The organism is Shewanella sp. ENK2 (assembly GCF_043568515.1).
Taxonomy (GTDB): Bacteria; Pseudomonadota; Gammaproteobacteria; order Enterobacterales; family Shewanellaceae; genus Shewanella; species Shewanella japonica.
The window spans coordinates 1,754,069-1,770,817 of sequence record NZ_CP171406.1 but is presented as its reverse complement, the minus strand read 5'-3'; the positions used below and the strand labels follow the sequence as shown (position 1 = coordinate 1,770,817).

Below are 16,749 nucleotides of genomic sequence, written 5' to 3'. Positions count from 1 at the left end.
AATTCCCTCTTCAGATGTTGATATTAATGCAGGATTATTGATGAACTAGCACACCATTTTTGACGACATCTTTACACGGATTCACTCCATAGGCGTAGGCCAATTGAGCTGGTGTGGCAATATCCCAAAGACAGAAATCGGCCTGCATACCTTGTGCAAGCATACCAACATTTTGTTCTATTCCTAACGCTTTGGCTGCGTTTACCGTTATTCCTTTTAATGCTTCTTCTGGGGTGAGTTTGAATAAAGTGCAAGCCATGTTCAACATCAATAAGGTGGAACAAATAGGCGATGAGCCAGGGTTAAAGTCGCTAGCAACCACAATCGGCACGTTATATTGACGTAATAGTTCAATCGGTGGCATTTTCGTTTCACGCAGAAAATAAAATGCTCCAGGTAGCAAGGTGGCGCAGGTGCCACTTTCTGCAAGTGCTTTAACGCCAGCTTCATCGAGGTATTCAATATGATCGACTGATTTTGCGCCCAACTTAGCGGCCATCATCGAACCGCCCATATTAGACAGTTGCTCGGCATGAAGTTTTATTTCGAGGCCTGCCGTTTTTGCGGCAGTTAATACTCGCTCTGTTTGGTCAAGGTTGAAGGCAATGTTTTCACAAAAAACATCAGCTGCATCAGCAAGGTTTTGTTCAATAACGGCAGGCAACATCTCGTTAATGACGAGATCCACATAGGCCTCTGTATCATGTTTATATTCTGGTGGAATAGCATGAGCGCCAAGAAAAGTTGTTTTTACATCGACATGATGATTGCGCCCTAGTTCACGTGCAACCTTGAGTAATTTGACTTCAGTCTCGGTATTTAATCCGTAGCCTGATTTAATCTCAACTGTCGTCACCCCTTCTTTGGCTAGGGCATTGAGGCGTTGACGGCCGAGATCGAATAATTCAGCTTCTTCCGCTTCACGGCAAGCATTTACTGTCGAAATGATACCTCCTCCAGCACGAGCAATATCTTCATAGCTTGCGCCTTCAAGTCGCATTTCAAACTCGTTGGCACGGTTGCCTGCGAACACTAAATGAGTATGGGCATCAATAAGGCCAGGGGTTATCCATCCGCCACGACCACGATATACGGGCATATCAAATACATCAAAGTCAGGTAATTCTTTGCGCGGTCCAAGCCAAGCAATTTTGCCGTCTTTAACTGCAATAGCGGCATCAGTGATAGCGCCATAAGCTGCTGAATTATCTGGATCCATAGTAGCAATATTAACGTCAATCCAAACGTGGTCCCACGACATGGCAACTCCTGAGCGTAAAATTAATTATTCGATTAAGGCAAAACAATACTTGTTTTAACTTGTATATACAAGGTAAGGTTAACGCCGAGTTTTTAATCGTTACGTGGGTTAATTCACCAAAATAAGCAAGTTTTAGGCAGTTCTATTCATGAAAACCCTATCGCTTGCCACTAATAACCCTCTAGCGCGTGCAACTACAACACATTTTACTCAAATGGATAAGACGATGGCACTAGCAAAATTTGCACAAATTAAGCAGTACATTTTAGCGCGCATTGAAGCGGGTGAATGGCAAGAGAATGATCGCGTGCCTTCTGAAAACCAGTTAACTGAGTTGTTTGATTGTAGTCGAATGACCGCACGTCGTGCATTAACAGAATTGGTGGAATCCGGGGTGTTAGAGCGCAGTCAAGGATTAGGTACTTTTGTTGCGGGGCTTAAATCGCAGTCTTCGTTATTAGCCATTCGCAATATTGCTGATGAGATTAAAGACAGGGGGCATGGCTACAGTGTTAAGCAACTTGAATTGACACAAGTAAGTGCACCCAGTGCAGTGGCTATCTCGTTAGGGCTTGAAGAAGGCAGCCCAGTATTTTATTCAGTTTTGGTGCATTGCGAACAAGATAAACCTTTGCAAGTGGAAGAGCGTTATGTGAATCCGCAAATGATCCCCGACTATTTAAAACAAGATTTCAATCTGCTTACGCCTCATGAGTATTTATCTAAAGTCGCTCCCTTAACCGAAGCTCGCCATACCATTGAAGCCGTTATTGCCAATGAGCAAACCCAACAGCGTTTAGCCATTGAGCCTACAGAACCTTGCTTACAAATTTTACGTCGCACTTGGTCTCGAAAAGGGGTGGTGAGTTTTGCTCGATTAACTCACCCCGGCAGTCAATTCAGACTAGGTGGTCATTTAACGTTTAACCGATAAATTGTCATTTCTAAAAACAAAAAAGTCAGGCTTTAGCACCTTTGAGTGTTAACAGTTGAAGATAATTGAAGGAAATATAATGAGTAATAGACACGACCCTAGCCGTAATATTATCGCACCTCACGGCACGACACTCGCCTGTAAAAGCTGGTTAACTGAAGCTGCAATGCGGATGTTAATGAATAACTTACACCCAGATGTTGCTGAGCGACCTGAAGACTTAGTGGTTTATGGCGGTATTGGCCGCGCAGCTCGTGATTGGCAATGCTATGACAAAATTATTGAAGTGCTTCAACGTCTTGAAGACGATGAAACCTTACTTGTTCAGTCTGGTAAACCTGTTGGCGTATTTAAAACCCATGACAATGCTCCGAGAGTGATTATTGCTAACTCAAACTTGGTTCCGCACTGGGCTAATTGGGAGCACTTCAACGAGCTGGATAAAAAAGGCTTGGCAATGTACGGCCAAATGACCGCAGGCTCGTGGATTTATATTGGTACTCAAGGGATTGTTCAAGGCACTTACGAGACCTTTGTCGCGATGGCAAAACAGCACTTTGAAGGCAATGCAGCAGGTAAGTGGATTTTAACGGGCGGCCTGGGTGGTATGGGCGGCGCACAACCCCTTGCTGGCACCATGGCGGGTTATTCAGTATTGGCATGTGAAGTCGATGAAACGCGTATTGATTTCCGTCTGCGCACTCGTTATGTGGATAAGAAAGCGACCTCATTAGATGAGGCTTTGGCCATGATTGATGAAGCTAATGCCATTGGCAAACCTGTTTCTGTAGGACTACTCGCTAATGCTGCTGACATTTTTGCGGAATTAGTTGAGCGCGGTGTGACGCCAGATGTGGTCACTGACCAAACATCTGCGCACGATCCATTAAATGGTTATTTGCCTCAAGGCTGGACGTTAGAGCACGCTGCTGAAATGCGTAAAACTGACGAATCTGCTGTAGTTAAAGCGGCTAAACAATCGATGGCTGTTCAAGTTAACGCGATGCTAGCGCTGCAAGCAGCAGGCGCGGCTACCACCGATTACGGTAATAACATTCGTCAGATGGCATTTGAAGAAGGTGTTGAAAATGCCTTTGATTTCCCAGGTTTTGTTCCTGCATATGTGCGTCCATTATTTTGTGAAGGGATTGGCCCTTTCCGTTGGGTCGCTTTATCTGGTGATCCTGAAGATATTTATAAAACCGATGCCAAGGTAAAAGAGTTAATTCCTGATAACCCGCATTTGCATAATTGGTTAGATATGGCCCGTGAGCGTATTGAGTTTCAAGGGTTACCGGCGCGAATTTGCTGGGTAGGGCTAAAAGACCGTGCACGTTTAGCCTTAGCATTTAACGAAATGGTGAAAAATGGTGAATTATCTGCGCCGATTGTGATTGGACGTGATCATCTTGACTCTGGCTCTGTTGCTAGTCCAAACCGTGAAACGGAATCGATGCTTGATGGCTCTGATGCTGTATCAGACTGGCCACTAATGAATGCTTTATTAAATACTGCTAGCGGCGCAACTTGGGTGTCGCTGCACCATGGAGGTGGCGTTGGTATGGGCTTTAGTCAACATTCTGGTGTGGTGATTGTGGCAGATGGCAGTGATGACGCTGCTGCGCGTTTAGGACGCGTGTTGTGGAATGACCCAGCAACAGGTGTTATGCGACATGCTGATGCTGGTTACGATATCGCCATTGATTGCGCGAAAGAGCAAGGTCTAGATTTACCAATGCAAGGAGTGAAGTAATGACGGTACAACATAGATTATTACTGAACCCAGGTACGCTATCACTGGCTCAGTTACGTAAAATTAGCCGTGCTTCAGTGAACATCACCTTAGCAGATGAAGCGATTGCAGACATCAATATCAGTGCTGGGTTAGTGCAACAAGTTTTAGATGAAGGTCGCACGGTTTATGGCATTAATACGGGCTTTGGCTTATTAGCCAACACTAAAATCGCGCCAGAAGATTTGCAATTACTGCAGCGCTCTATCGTGCTTTCTCATGCAGCTGGTACTGGGCAATATATGCAAGATGCCACTGTGCGATTGATGATGGTACTGAAGATTAACTCTCTGAGCCGTGGTTTTTCAGGTATTCGTTTAGAAGTGATTAACTTTCTTATTCAGTTGGTCAATGTGGGTGTTTATCCATGTATTCCTGAAAAAGGCTCAGTTGGTGCATCAGGTGACTTAGCCCCCTTGTCACATATGTGTTTGCCGTTACTTGGTGAAGGTGAAATGAGCTACCAAGGTCAAATCATCACAGCGACAGAAGGGCTTGAAATTGCTGGGCTTGAGCCAATTGAGCTCGCTGCTAAAGAAGGTTTAGCTTTATTAAATGGCACCCAAGCATCAACAGCATTGGCGCTTGAAGGGTTATTCCACGCTGAAGACCTCTTTGCTGCCAGTTCCGTGATTGGTGCAATGAGTGTCGAGGCTGCCATGGGCAGTCGCAGTCCATTTGATGCACGTATTCATGCTGCACGAGGCCAAAAAGGTCAAATTGACTCAGCAGCTATTTTCCGTCATTTGCTAGGTGATGAGTCTGAGATTAGCCAAAGCCATGTTGATTGCGAAAAAGTACAAGATCCCTATTCACTGCGCTGCCAGCCACAGGTATTAGGGGCATGCTTAACCCAAATACGTCATGCGGCTGAGGTGTTAGCGGTTGAATCTAATGGTGTGACTGACAACCCATTAGTATTCCAAGATACAGGCGATATTATCTCTGGTGGTAACTTCCATGCGGAGCCTGTTGCTATGGCGGCCGATAACCTTGCTATTGCCATCGCCGAACTGGGATCGATAGCTGAGCGTCGTATTGCGCTACTGATTGACTCTAGCTTGTCAAAACTACCGCCATTTTTGGTGGAAAATGGTGGGGTTAACTCTGGCTTTATGATTGCTCAAGTGACAGCTGCGGCGCTGGCATCAGAGAACAAAACTTATGCTCACCCAGCATCAGTAGACAGTCTGCCGACGTCTGCCAACCAAGAAGATCATGTTTCGATGGCTACATTTGCTGCTCGACGTTTGCGTGATATGTCTGAAAATACACGAGGTGTATTGGCGGTTGAATTACTTGCTGCGGCGCAAGGGCTTGATTTCCGCAAGCCATTACAGCCAAGTAAAGCTGTAGCGAGTGCGAAAGCGCAGTTACGCGAAGTTGTTGAGTATTATGATAAAGACCGTTTCTTTGCGCCTGATATCGATAATGCAACAGACTTGCTATATAGCGCGAGTTTTAACCGTTATCTTCCTGCTGGTTTATTGGCGAGCTTTTAAATGTCGATGATGTAGTGCGTTGACTAAGTGAGAGTGATAACAAAAAGGACCGCAAGGTCCTTTTTATTAGAGATTTTTATTAGGGATTTTTATTGGGGAAATATTACATGGTGACACCAATGGATATGACCGCTGCTTCTGAGTTGGTATCGTAACCTGCGCCAATCACAAAGCCATTCATAATGGTGTATCTGAGGCCGACTTCCGCTCCCCAGTCCTTTTGACGTTCACGCTCCCAAACAGGCTCAGCACCAACAATCAGTGGGACGATATTATCTGTGGTGTTTTCTTCGTAGATAAGCGCCGTGGCGCCAGCGTACACACTTAAATCTTGAGTTAAGCTATAGCTCAAACCAAAACGCCACATGTACTCTTTAGCATAGCCTTCGCCAGGTTCTGGAACATCAATATCGTACTCACTGCCCCATGCATAGCCGATATAGTATCCCCAATCCGCATAATCAGGGTCAAAGTGTTTGGCTGCAATAGTGACACCAAACATGTCACCACGAGTATCAATATAGTCGACTAATAGGGCAACAGAAGGCTTGAACTGTTGAGGTTCCTCTGTGCTTGCTTGGGCGTGTTGGCTATATGCGACTAAGCTAAAAGTGAATAGTAAAGTGAGCCAAATTTGTTTCATGTAAACCTCTACCTGATTAGATGGCGCTATTGTTAGTTGCTAAAGGCTGGAGGTCAATAATTGCGCGTATCTTTCACGACATTGTCGTTGATTTTGGGTTAATTGTTAGCGATTTGTTTCATGTCAGTGAGCGGTTTTATGTGTCAGTGTCATATAATTGATTATCATTGATCTTGCGAGAAATATGCTATGTTAGTCAGTGTTTTCAAGTGCTAAAGGAATCAATAGTGGATAACGAGTTACGTTCAGATATCGCCGCATGGTTATTAGAAGTTGGGGTAAATAGCCAGCCGTCAGATGGCCTCGCAACCTCAATTTTATTGTTTGCTAGTCTACTGATTGCAGCGATTGCTTATTACATTACTCGAAAGGTGTTTGTGAAAGCGGTCAATGCCATGATCCGTAAGTCAGCAGTGACTTGGGATGATATCTTTATGCGCTACGGCGTATTGGAGAAGTTAGCGCTATTGATCCCCATAATGGTATTAGATTTGTTGATACCCATTATTCTGACTCACCAAGACTTGCTTGGCACTATTATTGACCGAGCCATGAGTGTTCTCGTGGTTATTTTTGTTATCCGAGCTATTTATTCATGCCTTGATGCTGTGAATGAAATTGCCGATGTCAGACAGATTAGTCGCCGACTACCGGTTAAAAGTTTCGTGCAACTTTTTAAACTGTTTCTCTTCTTTATTGGTTTTATCATTTCAATCTCTGTTATTGCGGATCAGTCGCCAATCTATTTCTTGAGTGGTTTAGGTGTCGCGACAGGTTTAGTGATGTTGGTATTTAGAGATACCATTTTAGGGTTTGTTGCAGGTATTCAGCTTGCAGCTAACCGCATGGTGAGTAAAGGTGACTGGATCCAAATGGATAAATACGGCGCCGACGGTGCTGTTGACGAGGTCTCTTTAAATACCGTGAAGGTGCGTAATTGGGATAACACGATCACGATGATCCCAGCTTATGCATTGGTGTCTGATGCGTTTAAAAATTGGCGTGGAATGTCAGAAAAGGGCGGGCGCCGAATCAAGCGCTCACTCAATATCGACGTTAATAGTATTCACTTTTTAACCGAAGAAGATATGACGCGGTTATCTAAGGTGAACTACTTAAAAGACTATTTCCCGAAAATGGTGTCTGAAATTAACCATGCGAATGAACAAGTGAGCGATATTGAAATGCCAGTGAATGGCAGACGATTAACCAATGTCGGGACTTTCCGTGCTTATTTAGATGCTTACCTTAAAAATAATAATAAACTTCATAAGGATATGACCTTAATGGTGCGCCAATTAGCGCCAACGACTCAAGGTTTACCGATTGAGCTGTATGTGTTTACCAATGATACTCGTTGGGCATTTTATGAGGGAATACAAGCGGATATATTTGATCATATTTTTGCTATTCTGCCAGAATTTGGCTTGAAAGCATTCCAAAATCCGACAGGTGAAGATATTCGCAGCATCAAGCCTGAAAGCGCTGCACATTAATCTCATTACGCATAAAGTCGAGCTTAACTAGCTCGACTTTTTTGTTTTTGCAGGTATGTATTCTGGAATAACTTTAGGGTGCTGACCTGAAATTCCTCGAAAAAAATCCAAAATTTGATTCATATCTGCGGTCATATCGTCACTGGTATTCATCGGTTGATTAATCACAATGGTTTTACGAGCAAAGTCGAGGCCGACAGTAATTATCGGAACTTTGGCTTTTGCGGCAATATGATAAAAGCCAGTTTTCCAACGTGTGACAGGGCTTCGAGTCCCTTCAGGAGCTAATGCCAATTTATATTGTGGATCTGCTGCAAACAATGCCACAGCGGCATCAACCATATTGTTATTTTTCCTTCGGTCTACTGGACTGCCACCTAATAATTTAAAGAACCAGCCCCAAGGGGGTAAAAACAATTGATGTTTGCCTAGAAAGTGAATTTTAATACCTAAGGCGAAACGGGCAATAATACCAATGATGAAATCCCAATTACTGGTATGTGGGCCAACGACCATAATGAACTGCCCTTGATGTGGTGCGCTCCCTTCAAATTGCCAGTGATTTATTTTGAGAATCCATAAACAAAATTTGCGAAACATGGGGTATTTTCCAGTTTATTGTTACTATTTACGTTAGAATCTAACGATAAGATAATGAAATATTTTATGATTAATTCTGCAGTGCTAGTGAATGATATTAGTTTGTCACTCATAGAAAGTCAGATAATGAACGTGCTTATTTGGCCGAGAATAATCATACAAAAGTACTAAGTTGGCATGCCTTAAATGGAATATCAACACTTAGTCATGACAAGGAGAGTGTGTGAAGCACCTTACAATTTTTTGCCTTAGTGTAATGGCATACTGTATGTCGCAGCTAGTACTGGCTGTCGCGAATGACGCTAAGGTTAACGATGATACTCAAGTGACTGCAGCTAAATCTGACAATGATGTTGTTTTGGCGGAGCAAACCGAACAAGTGCTGAAAACGGTTCCGTTAAAGCCGGTGACAGATCAAGTTGTAGAAACGGGGGCAATTTCGCCTGTCGAAAGCGAAACTACGCCTGATAAAGTAGCAACTGCAGCGCAAGATGATGCTGTCAATGAACTCAAAAGCGAGGCAGAAAAGCAACCTGACATCTATACGCCGACAACCCCCGTCGCTGCCGTGGATATTAACCCTGAAGATACTGCCTCGATTTCCCTTGATGAGGTAAATGCGAATAGTGCTATTCCGACCGATAGGATCCGTGCGGTTATTTCGAATCAAGAAAAAGCATGGAACAGTGGTGATATTGATGCCTATATGCAAGGTTATTGGAAAAGCGATAAGTTGCGATTTGTGTCTAATGGTAAATACAATTATGGCTGGGACTCGATATTAAGTAGCTACAAACGCAGTTATCCAACACAAGAACGTATGGGAAAATTGAGCTTTAATGTTCGTGAAATCAAAATGCTCAGTAATTATGCCGCACTCGTAGTTGGACGCTGGACACTTGAGCGAGCGAAAGATAAACCCAGTGGTGTATTCACCTTATTAATCGAACGTATTGATGATAAATGGGTCATTACCCATGATCATTCTTCAGACTGATCGCCTGTTAATTACACCATTAAATAGCTCCAGCTTTTAATGTACAGGAGCTAATTTTTGTCACGGCTTTAGTCAGAAGGGTAATCTTCTGCTTAGAGGCTAATAGTGAATTGCTGTTGGCCTAAATTTCTTCCCTTGCCGTCATAACGCACTTCTGTCAATTCTATGTTTCCGCGACAATCTTGAAGTACTACGCTGGTGGAACGAGTACCGTATTCAGGATGTTTGATGAAAATAGCCGACAGTAACCGCTCCCACTCAAGTCCAATGCCAGTATCGGGTAAATTGCTGTCTTGCGCTTGTGTTTGATCTCGCATTAGCTCAAGCATGTGGGGAATGTCGGGAGCGGCATGTTTTAGTACATGTTGTTCAAGTGCCATTTGTCCTTTAGCCATTTTTGGCCACACATCATCTAATGCGCCGTTACTGATGGCATGAAACCCTTTTTTGAGTTGTGTATTTTCTGCCGTGACGCTATTGAAGCACCATAAGTGTTTGTCGTATTGATAGACCAAATTAAAAGGGCTGTAGTTATCAGCATGTTGGGCAAGCCATTGCGGGTTGAAGGTATTGTCATCAGCGAGCGCTTTTAGTACTAATTCGCCTCGACTGCGCATTCCATCTTCACTGGTTTGAAGGCGAATATTAGTTAGCGCTGCAAAATTGCCTAATTGATTTACCCCAAGCCAGGTTCCACCTGCTTGAAGATCTTTACCTGCCAAAATTTGTGTTGTGGCATCTTGTGGCCAAAAGTGAGCAGGCTCGGTAGGTCGGTGGTGGAACTCATCTCGATTGGCACATACGATAAGTGGCCATTTAGGATGCATGTCGACAGCAATGAATAAGATGCACATAGATTCGACTTTTTTAAGGATGATAATTCATCATAACCTAAAAGCCGTAGTGGACAAGTTTTGCTTATTTGAGGAGCAAGTGCACTATTAGGTTAATAGCGAGAGGCAATTGATTTGCAACAGACAAGCGCTCTCGATGATCTCGAGAGCGCAGCTGGTTGTTAGTGCTTATGCTCTTTGGGCTGATGACCAGTGTGTTTACTATCATCATGTTGATGACTGTGTGTATGGCTATGTGAGTGGCCGTGCGTGTGGTCATGGTCATGATTATGAGCATTGAACTGAATCATTAAACGGCTGAGAAACTTCCTTGGGCCTAAACGTAACAAGCAAGCGCTAAAAATCAGCCCGACAATGATCACCGCAGCCACATTAACAGTATCGGGTAAGGTGAGCATTTGATGCCAATCAACCAAGTAATTATTGGCGAATAATAATGCTAAAGCGATAACAGAGGCTAGAGCGATACGCATTGTCCAACTCATCAGTTTAAGTTGACTGATACTCAGCACTGGCGCTGCAATTAAGGCAAAAGCCACAGCCACATTATGCCAACCACTATACGCAAGCGATAAAGCCAATACTGCAGCGCCTAGGTTACAAAAGCGCATAGGTAGGAATACAACAAGTAATAAGAAAACTTGCAGTGCTGGGTGCTCAAGGTGTACTGATGGGTGACCAATTAAATTAGCCAATATCAGGCTTAATGCAATCCAAGGTGCGCTTCTATCCACTAAATGAGCAAAACCAAAGCGCCAACTGGATTGCGGAAGATTTTCGTGTGGATCGGTTAACTCAACCTTGCCTAGACTGAGTAATGCGCCAATGATTAGTAACCCAATTGCTTGATATATCGCAAACCAAGGGCCCAATAACAGCAAAGTAATAATTAAAGCCTCTGGGCCAGCAAGACGTTGCAGCCAACGGCTAGAAAGGCGCTCATTTTGCGGTGTTAATCCGGCCTTAAAGCGCAGGCTAGCAATAAGGTAGCTTAATATCAAAATAGGCGAAATGGTCAGTATCCAATTTAAAAATTGCCCTGAGCCGTGACTATGGTGGCTATGAGCGTCGCCACCCGTATCCACTAGCAACAATACTGCTAGTAAGGCTACGCCTAATAGGCTGCCAATGCCTGCTTGATATTGGTAACGTCCTTGATGATCATCATTTTGATTGCCATGTGGTTGATGTAATACAACGTGCAAAATAGAACCTGTAACAAATGCTTGCAGGTACACGGTATTTTCGATACTCAAATGTTGTAGCAGTTGTTCTCCGGCAAAATAGCCAACACCCGTTAATACCATCATTGCGGCAAGAACGACACTGGCCCATTGCGTGCCAACTTGCGGTTTCAATAACCACCAAATAGCGAGCCCCACAGGCAAACGATGCATGATGACGCCCAAGGCTAGCAATATGGAGTTACCTTCCTGCTGGGCTAAAACCATCGCGCCGCCATCGGTAATGGTATGCAGCAAAAGGCCGGCAATACCTAATGTAAGCGTGACATTGTGGGTGATTTCAGAATAACGATGAAATAAGCGCTCACTGGCAGTTGGTCCCCATAAACCGAACACGACAAACAACAGGGTAATGATACCGCCATGTTCAAGGAGTTCAGGCAAAATGTGGATTAGCACTAATCCGCCTAACGAGACGAAAATAAATCCATCCAGGCCTTTTTGTAAGCCACTTCCTGAAGAGAAATAACGATAAAAAAGCGGACCGAATAAAAGTGCGATACAGCTGGCAACTAGATAGAGCATGGAATCCAAAAGAATCTAAGAAACGGAAAAAACAATCAAGTATATCCTAGTATTTGGATTAACTTAATACTTGTGGTGCTTGATTATTCATCATCATCAGAATTTACACGGTAAAGCATAGCCAAAATCGGGAGTATATAAACAAATTTACTGCTCATACCTCCAAAATCGCAGTATTAAGTATACAATGGCGATTCTTTGTTAATTATTAATAGAATAAATGTAATGGACATATTTTCAGCCGCTGTGATGCTGTTTTTAATCATGGACCCGTTAGGGAATTTACCAATTTTTGCATCAATTTTGCGTCACATTGAGCCTAAAAAGCGTCGCCGTGTATTGATACGTGAGTTACTCATTGCTTTAGCGATTATGTTGTTGTTTTTATTTGCTGGTGAGGCGATTCTCAACTTCCTTAATTTACGCCAAGAATCCGTCAGTATTGCTGGTGGTATTATCTTATTTTTAATTGCGATTAAAATGATTTTTCCGCAGCCTGGTGGGGTTGTCGGTTTAGCAGCGGGTGAAGAACCTTTTATTGTGCCAATGGCGATTCCTTTGATGGCGGGGCCGTCAGTGCTAGCAGCTTTGATATTGCTTGCTCATAGTGACAGCTCACGAATGACAGATTGGACTATTGCATTAGTCGCTGCTTGGGGGGTGAGTGCGGTGATATTACTCTTCTATAAAGTCTTTACCCGAATTTTAGGCGAGAAAGGCCTGACGGCGGTAGAGCGTTTAATGGGAATGGTGCTAGTGATGATATCTGTACAAATGTTCTTAGATGGTGTGTCGAGCTACATGAAGAGCACTGCATAAACAGCAAATGATCTTGTTTTAGGATAACCACGCATTATTAGGCCGCAATAGCGGCCTTTTTTGTTTTTACTGTTTGACGATAATGGGCTGTAAATTAACTTAATAATTAGTCTGTTACCTCAGCTGTCTACCTGTGTGAACATTGGCGTTGGAGCGGAGACAAAAAACTTATCTGCCTGTTTGTAATCGCTGGGTAATAACTGTTAATGTTCAGTTAATCTACACTGTTATAAGTTGAATTATGAAACGGACTTTATTGGTACTTTTGAGCGCAAATTTGTTGGCTTGTAGTCATCAAGCAGCAATGCCTGAATCGGCCTCGCAACAACAGACTGCCCCTATATCAACAATACAATGCGGTGCAACGCCACCTCCATTAAATACTCAAGGAATTAGAAACAACTTGCTAAACCGAGGTGATATCACGCCTGAAATGACAGAGGCACAACAGCAAGCTGTTATTAATGAATATATTGCTAAACGCAATGATGCCTATAAAAAATGTCACAAAGGGAAGTCGTTATAATGGTTAGTTTTAAGTATTCTCAATTAGGTTTTACTCCGTTAGCACTGACTTTGTCATTAGCATTGAGTGCTTCTTCAATCGCTGCGCCTGTTAAATACACGTCACCTGCCGATGCCGGTGTTATCAATGAGCCGCAAATTATTTACTGGCTTACCAAACGTGGTGAGTTAAGCCCTGATGCTACCGAGCTGCAAAAACAGCAAGCTGTTGCAGAATTTACCCGTAAAGCACGGGCAAATAACTTAGCGGTTCCTTTAAATCAAACAAAACGAATTAATCAGGTTTTAGCGAATAAAAAACAGCAACAAAATGTCGCAGCAGTATCAACATTGGCCGATAGTGATGTTGAAAAAGCTGTGAATGTCTTGGCTGTATTAGTTGATTTTCCGGACTTACCTTACAACGATAATCAATTAACCCCATCTGACACTGCAATGTATTACAGCGATTATGCTGTAGCGCATTATGAAGACATTTTATTTTCATCTCGCGGCTTTGCAGGACCAAACGGTGAAAACCTACAAACGGCTTATCAATACTTTGATCAAGCATCTGGCGGAACCTTCTCATTCAACGGAGAAGTTAAAGGCTGGGTAACCGCTGATAACAATGCTGCTTACTATGGCGGTAATGATGCTAATAATAATGACAATGATGTTGCAGTGCCTGAACTGGTGATGGAAGCTGTTACGAAAGCGGTTGCAGGTATGACGTCGGCGGAGCTTGCGCAATTTGATATTGAAGATCCTTATGATTTAAATAATAACGGCAATCTTGATGAAGCCGACGGCATGATCGATCACATCGTTATTTTTCATTCTAGCTTAGGTGAGGAAGTCGGTGGTGGCGTGCTAGGCACTGATGCTATTTGGTCGCATCGATTTTTTGTTGGCGCAAGTACATTTGGCTCCACGATTCCTGGCACATCAATGAAGGTCTATGGTTATACCGTGCAGCCTATCGACTCAGCCTCAGGGGTGATTACCCACGAGTTTGGCCATGATCTAGGTCTGCCAGACGAATATGATACAAGCTACGGCGGTGATGGCTCACCAGTAGGGCGCTGGTCGCTAATGGCTGGAGGTACTTGGGTAGGGCAAGCTGCTGGTGGGACATATATTCCTGGCACCAAACCGTCAGGTTTTAGCCCATATGCACGTTCATACCTGCAAGAACGTTATAAGGGGAAGTGGGTCAATGAGCGCACTATTAATTGGGCAGAAATTGGTGAAACAGGCTTAAGTGCTGATCTTGTCAGTGCGGTGAATGCCGAAGAAGTGAATCAATTATCGATTCCGCTACCAGTAAGTAACATTGCTTTTAAAGCGCCTTATGCTGGCGAATATCAATACTACTCAGGTAAAGGTCACATGATGACCAATACCATGACGATTGATCTTGATTTGCCTGCGCAATCTCCCTTAATGCTGAGTTTTTATGCATTGTGGGATATCGAAGTTGATTATGATTATAGCCAGGTGCTGATTAACAATGTTGCAATCGCAGGTAATCATACAACTGCTAATAATCCGCTATATAACAATGTTAATCACTATATATCAGGGAAATCATCCGACATCAGTAGTGGAAGCGGCAGCGATGCGTGGGTTGAGCTGACATATGATTTATCAGCATATGCGGGTCAAAGTGTGGAACTGCAAATTAATTACATCACAGATCAAGCCGTAGGTGGCTTTGGGATGTTAGTCGACAATATTTCACTCACGGCTGAAGGTAGTGAGATCTTCAGTGATGATGCCGAAACCGTGTCATCGGTTAATGTAGATGGTTATGCTCGCATTGATGATACCGTCCCAGGCTTACCGCAGCGCTATATTGCACAGCTTCGCAATTATCAAGGCCTTGACGAAGGGTTAGAAAATATTGGCTATGAGCCAGGCGTATTGTTATGGCTAGAAAACAGCAATTACGAAGACAATAATGTTAGTGAGCATGCAGGTTATAGTTTAATCGGTGTTGTCGATGCTGACCAAAACTTGATTATGAATGGCAGTAGTGATGTGCAAGTGCGCGATGCAAGTTTTAGCCTGTATCCGCAATTGGCTTATGGTTCAGATAATCATTTAAGTAATCAAAGTCAGTTTGACGATAGTAACGACTTTAGTGCACCACTTCAGCCGCAATCAGGCATGGTATTACAGCAATTAGGCTTGAGTATGGATGTCACGGCTCAGTCGACCAGTAGCCAAACTGCGACTGTCGAGTTCAGCAGAAATATTGTTGTCTCAGATCCAGACGATCCAGAAATCACAGTGGATTTTGATGTTGTTGTGACTGATTTTGAGGCTGCTTTTTCCGCATCAGTGCAGGGAGGTGATGGTGACTACAGTTATGTTTGGGACTTTGGTGAAGCTGGTGCTAGCAGTGATTTAGCTAATCCTACACATATCTATAGTAGTTCTAACGGGTTTGTTGTGACGCTAACCGTGACAGACTCAACAGGTATCAGTGCCAGTTATAGTCGTATTGTTGAAGTGGTGATTGAGCTTACAGCTGATTTTTCTATTGCCATTGTAGGCAGTAATAATATGACCGTCAAAATGACCAATAATACAACTGGTGGCTTTGGTGCATTAGATTATTCATGGGACATGGGTGATGGCACGACATTAACGGGTGAAAACCCTGCTAATTACACTTATACAACTGAAGGTGAATATCAGATTATACTCACTGTTACTGATGAAAAGGGCAATGTAGAAAAAAGTGCCTGGACATTTTTCTTACCTGCAGTTGTTGAAGATGCACCCGATAATAGTGGTGAAAGTAGTGGAGGTAGCCTAGGCTGGTTATCACTGTTCATGCTGAGTTTATTGATGCGAAAAAGGCAGAGTCGTAGATAATAAACTGATGTAAAATAATAAAAGGCATGGTGTTTACCATGCCTTTTTTAGTTGTAAATAAAACGATTTATCAGTCCGTGCCAGCCATTGAAGGTGCTAATTCACTATTGATAATTTTTACTGCGGCAGGGAGAAATATTTCGCTCACAATGATTTGCTGATCCGCCAAAGTAAAGTAGCGACGGCGTCCCCATAATGGCTCCGATACAGCTTGAGATAAACTCGTCGCGAGTTGTGCTAGCTTACTACAGCTCTCGAATTCAGCCACTTCGATTTTGCCTGGCACAATATCATTACTCGAAAAAAGTAACTCACCAAGCGGCCTAGAGCCTAAACGTTTAAAGTTATGTTGCTGATGTTCTGTAAGGCTCTCTGGAATTAACGTGCGTGCAAATACCCAAGGTTTACCATCAAGGCAAAGTAGCACTTCTCTGACCCATACTCGGCTTTGATTAGGGCATTCACCTGCTAAAGGGTTCGTCAGATGTTCGCCTAACACCTTTACTTCAAAATCTTGGCAACAGCTTTTTAATTTTTGAGTTAAACTGCCAGTGGCAAGTAACCATTCTTTTAAAGCTGTTTTTGGCATAGAATGGAAGTTCTCAGGTGAAAACCATTGAATAGATTCACCGTATGGAAAGCTTAAGCTGGTTACTGTCATTCATTACTCGTTAAAATTTACAAAACGGGTG

14 protein-coding genes are annotated in these 16,749 nt (G+C 43.3%); 8 read left to right on the top strand and 6 right to left on the bottom strand.

Annotated elements, in window-relative coordinates; translation table 11 throughout:
- Nucleotides 1-34: 34 nt before the first annotated feature.
- A complete protein-coding gene (gene hutI / locus ACGEDC_RS07830; protein ID WP_055024146.1) occupies nt 35-1,261 on the bottom strand; it encodes an imidazolonepropionase in 1,227 nt (408 codons plus the stop codon).
- 226 nt (nt 1,262-1,487) lie between these two features.
- Here hutI and hutC point away from each other — a divergent pair, with 226 nt between their 5' ends.
- From hutC to hutH, 3 genes are all read left to right on the top strand, one after another.
- On the top strand, nt 1,488-2,195 hold the full coding sequence (gene hutC / locus ACGEDC_RS07825; RefSeq protein ID WP_394498287.1) for a histidine utilization repressor: 708 nt from the start codon (nt 1,488-1,490) through the stop codon (nt 2,193-2,195).
- Between the two features lie 79 nt (nt 2,196-2,274).
- Complete coding sequence (hutU, locus tag ACGEDC_RS07820) at nt 2,275-3,948, top strand: urocanate hydratase (protein ID WP_055024147.1); 1,674 nt, start codon at nt 2,275-2,277, stop codon at nt 3,946-3,948.
- Nucleotides 3,948-5,489 carry a histidine ammonia-lyase gene (gene hutH, locus ACGEDC_RS07815; protein WP_394497490.1) on the top strand — a complete coding sequence of 514 codons (1,542 nt, stop codon included), beginning with the start codon at nt 3,948-3,950 and terminating at the stop codon, nt 5,487-5,489. Before hutU ends, hutH begins: the two co-directional genes overlap by 1 nt.
- Before the next feature lie 103 nt (nt 5,490-5,592).
- Here hutH and ACGEDC_RS07810 read toward each other — a convergent pair whose 3' ends face one another.
- Nucleotides 5,593-6,132, bottom strand: coding sequence for a TonB-dependent receptor (locus tag ACGEDC_RS07810; protein WP_394497488.1), 540 nt, complete (start codon nt 6,130-6,132; stop codon nt 5,593-5,595).
- Between the two features lie 227 nt (nt 6,133-6,359).
- Between ACGEDC_RS07810 and ACGEDC_RS07805 the strand changes: the two genes are divergently transcribed.
- Entirely contained in the window at nt 6,360-7,628 is a 1,269-nt protein-coding gene (locus ACGEDC_RS07805; RefSeq protein ID WP_080917221.1) for a mechanosensitive ion channel family protein, read from the top strand.
- 27 nt (nt 7,629-7,655) lie between these two features.
- Here ACGEDC_RS07805 and ACGEDC_RS07800 read toward each other — a convergent pair whose 3' ends face one another.
- Nucleotides 7,656-8,228 (bottom strand): lysophospholipid acyltransferase family protein, encoded by a 573-nt coding sequence (locus tag ACGEDC_RS07800; protein ID WP_394497485.1) that lies wholly within the window; start codon nt 8,226-8,228, stop codon nt 7,656-7,658.
- A 574-nt stretch (nt 8,229-8,802) separates the two neighbouring features.
- Between ACGEDC_RS07800 and ACGEDC_RS07795 the strand changes: the two genes are divergently transcribed.
- Complete coding sequence (locus ACGEDC_RS07795) at nt 8,803-9,225, top strand: YybH family protein (RefSeq protein WP_055024221.1); 423 nt, start codon at nt 8,803-8,805, stop codon at nt 9,223-9,225.
- A gap of 92 nt (nt 9,226-9,317) precedes the next feature.
- On the opposite strand, the gene ACGEDC_RS07790 is transcribed toward ACGEDC_RS07795, so the two are convergent.
- Both ACGEDC_RS07790 and ACGEDC_RS07785 read right to left on the bottom strand, forming a co-directional pair.
- Complete coding sequence (locus ACGEDC_RS07790; RefSeq protein ID WP_080917218.1) at nt 9,318-10,079, bottom strand: NRDE family protein; 762 nt, start codon at nt 10,077-10,079, stop codon at nt 9,318-9,320.
- Nucleotides 10,080-10,240: 161 nt separating this feature from the next.
- A complete protein-coding gene (locus ACGEDC_RS07785) occupies nt 10,241-11,848 on the bottom strand; it encodes a metal transporter (RefSeq protein ID WP_394497483.1) in 1,608 nt (535 codons plus the stop codon).
- 225 nt (nt 11,849-12,073) lie between these two features.
- Here ACGEDC_RS07785 and ACGEDC_RS07780 point away from each other — a divergent pair, with 225 nt between their 5' ends.
- From ACGEDC_RS07780 to ACGEDC_RS07770, 3 genes are all read left to right on the top strand, one after another.
- Complete coding sequence (locus tag ACGEDC_RS07780) at nt 12,074-12,667, top strand: YhgN family NAAT transporter (protein ID WP_055024154.1); 594 nt, start codon at nt 12,074-12,076, stop codon at nt 12,665-12,667.
- A 241-nt stretch (nt 12,668-12,908) separates the two neighbouring features.
- Nucleotides 12,909-13,193 carry a hypothetical protein gene (locus ACGEDC_RS07775; RefSeq protein WP_394497480.1) on the top strand — a complete coding sequence of 95 codons (285 nt, stop codon included), beginning with the start codon at nt 12,909-12,911 and terminating at the stop codon, nt 13,191-13,193.
- Complete coding sequence (locus ACGEDC_RS07770; protein ID WP_394497478.1) at nt 13,193-16,057, top strand: immune inhibitor A domain-containing protein; 2,865 nt, start codon at nt 13,193-13,195, stop codon at nt 16,055-16,057. Before ACGEDC_RS07775 ends, ACGEDC_RS07770 begins: the two co-directional genes overlap by 1 nt.
- A 70-nt stretch (nt 16,058-16,127) precedes the next feature.
- Here the strand turns inward: ACGEDC_RS07770 and ACGEDC_RS07765 are convergent, their stop codons facing one another.
- Entirely contained in the window at nt 16,128-16,718 is a 591-nt protein-coding gene (locus tag ACGEDC_RS07765; protein ID WP_394497476.1) for a chorismate--pyruvate lyase family protein, read from the bottom strand.
- Nucleotides 16,719-16,749 lie beyond the last annotated feature (31 nt).

Excerpts from the sequence above, each read along its gene's own strand:
- hutI (WP_055024146.1), bottom strand. The coding sequence starts at position 1,261 with ATGTCGTGGGACCACGTTTGGATTGACGTTAATATTGCTACTATGGAT.
- hutC (WP_394498287.1), top strand. The coding sequence starts at position 1,488 with ATGGCACTAGCAAAATTTGCACAAATTAAGCAGTACATTTTAGCGCGC.
- hutU (WP_055024147.1), top strand. The coding sequence starts at position 2,275 with ATGAGTAATAGACACGACCCTAGCCGTAATATTATCGCACCTCACGGC.
- hutH (WP_394497490.1), top strand. The coding sequence starts at position 3,948 with ATGACGGTACAACATAGATTATTACTGAACCCAGGTACGCTATCACTG.
- ACGEDC_RS07810 (WP_394497488.1), bottom strand. The coding sequence starts at position 6,132 with ATGAAACAAATTTGGCTCACTTTACTATTCACTTTTAGCTTAGTCGCA.
- ACGEDC_RS07800 (WP_394497485.1), bottom strand. The coding sequence starts at position 8,228 with ATGTTTCGCAAATTTTGTTTATGGATTCTCAAAATAAATCACTGGCAA.
- ACGEDC_RS07790 (WP_080917218.1), bottom strand. The coding sequence starts at position 10,079 with ATGTGCATCTTATTCATTGCTGTCGACATGCATCCTAAATGGCCACTT.
- ACGEDC_RS07785 (WP_394497483.1), bottom strand. The coding sequence starts at position 11,848 with ATGCTCTATCTAGTTGCCAGCTGTATCGCACTTTTATTCGGTCCGCTT.
- ACGEDC_RS07780 (WP_055024154.1), top strand. The coding sequence starts at position 12,074 with ATGGACATATTTTCAGCCGCTGTGATGCTGTTTTTAATCATGGACCCG.
- ACGEDC_RS07775 (WP_394497480.1), top strand. The coding sequence starts at position 12,909 with ATGAAACGGACTTTATTGGTACTTTTGAGCGCAAATTTGTTGGCTTGT.
- ACGEDC_RS07770 (WP_394497478.1), top strand. The coding sequence starts at position 13,193 with ATGGTTAGTTTTAAGTATTCTCAATTAGGTTTTACTCCGTTAGCACTG.
- ACGEDC_RS07765 (WP_394497476.1), bottom strand. The coding sequence starts at position 16,718 with ATGACAGTAACCAGCTTAAGCTTTCCATACGGTGAATCTATTCAATGG.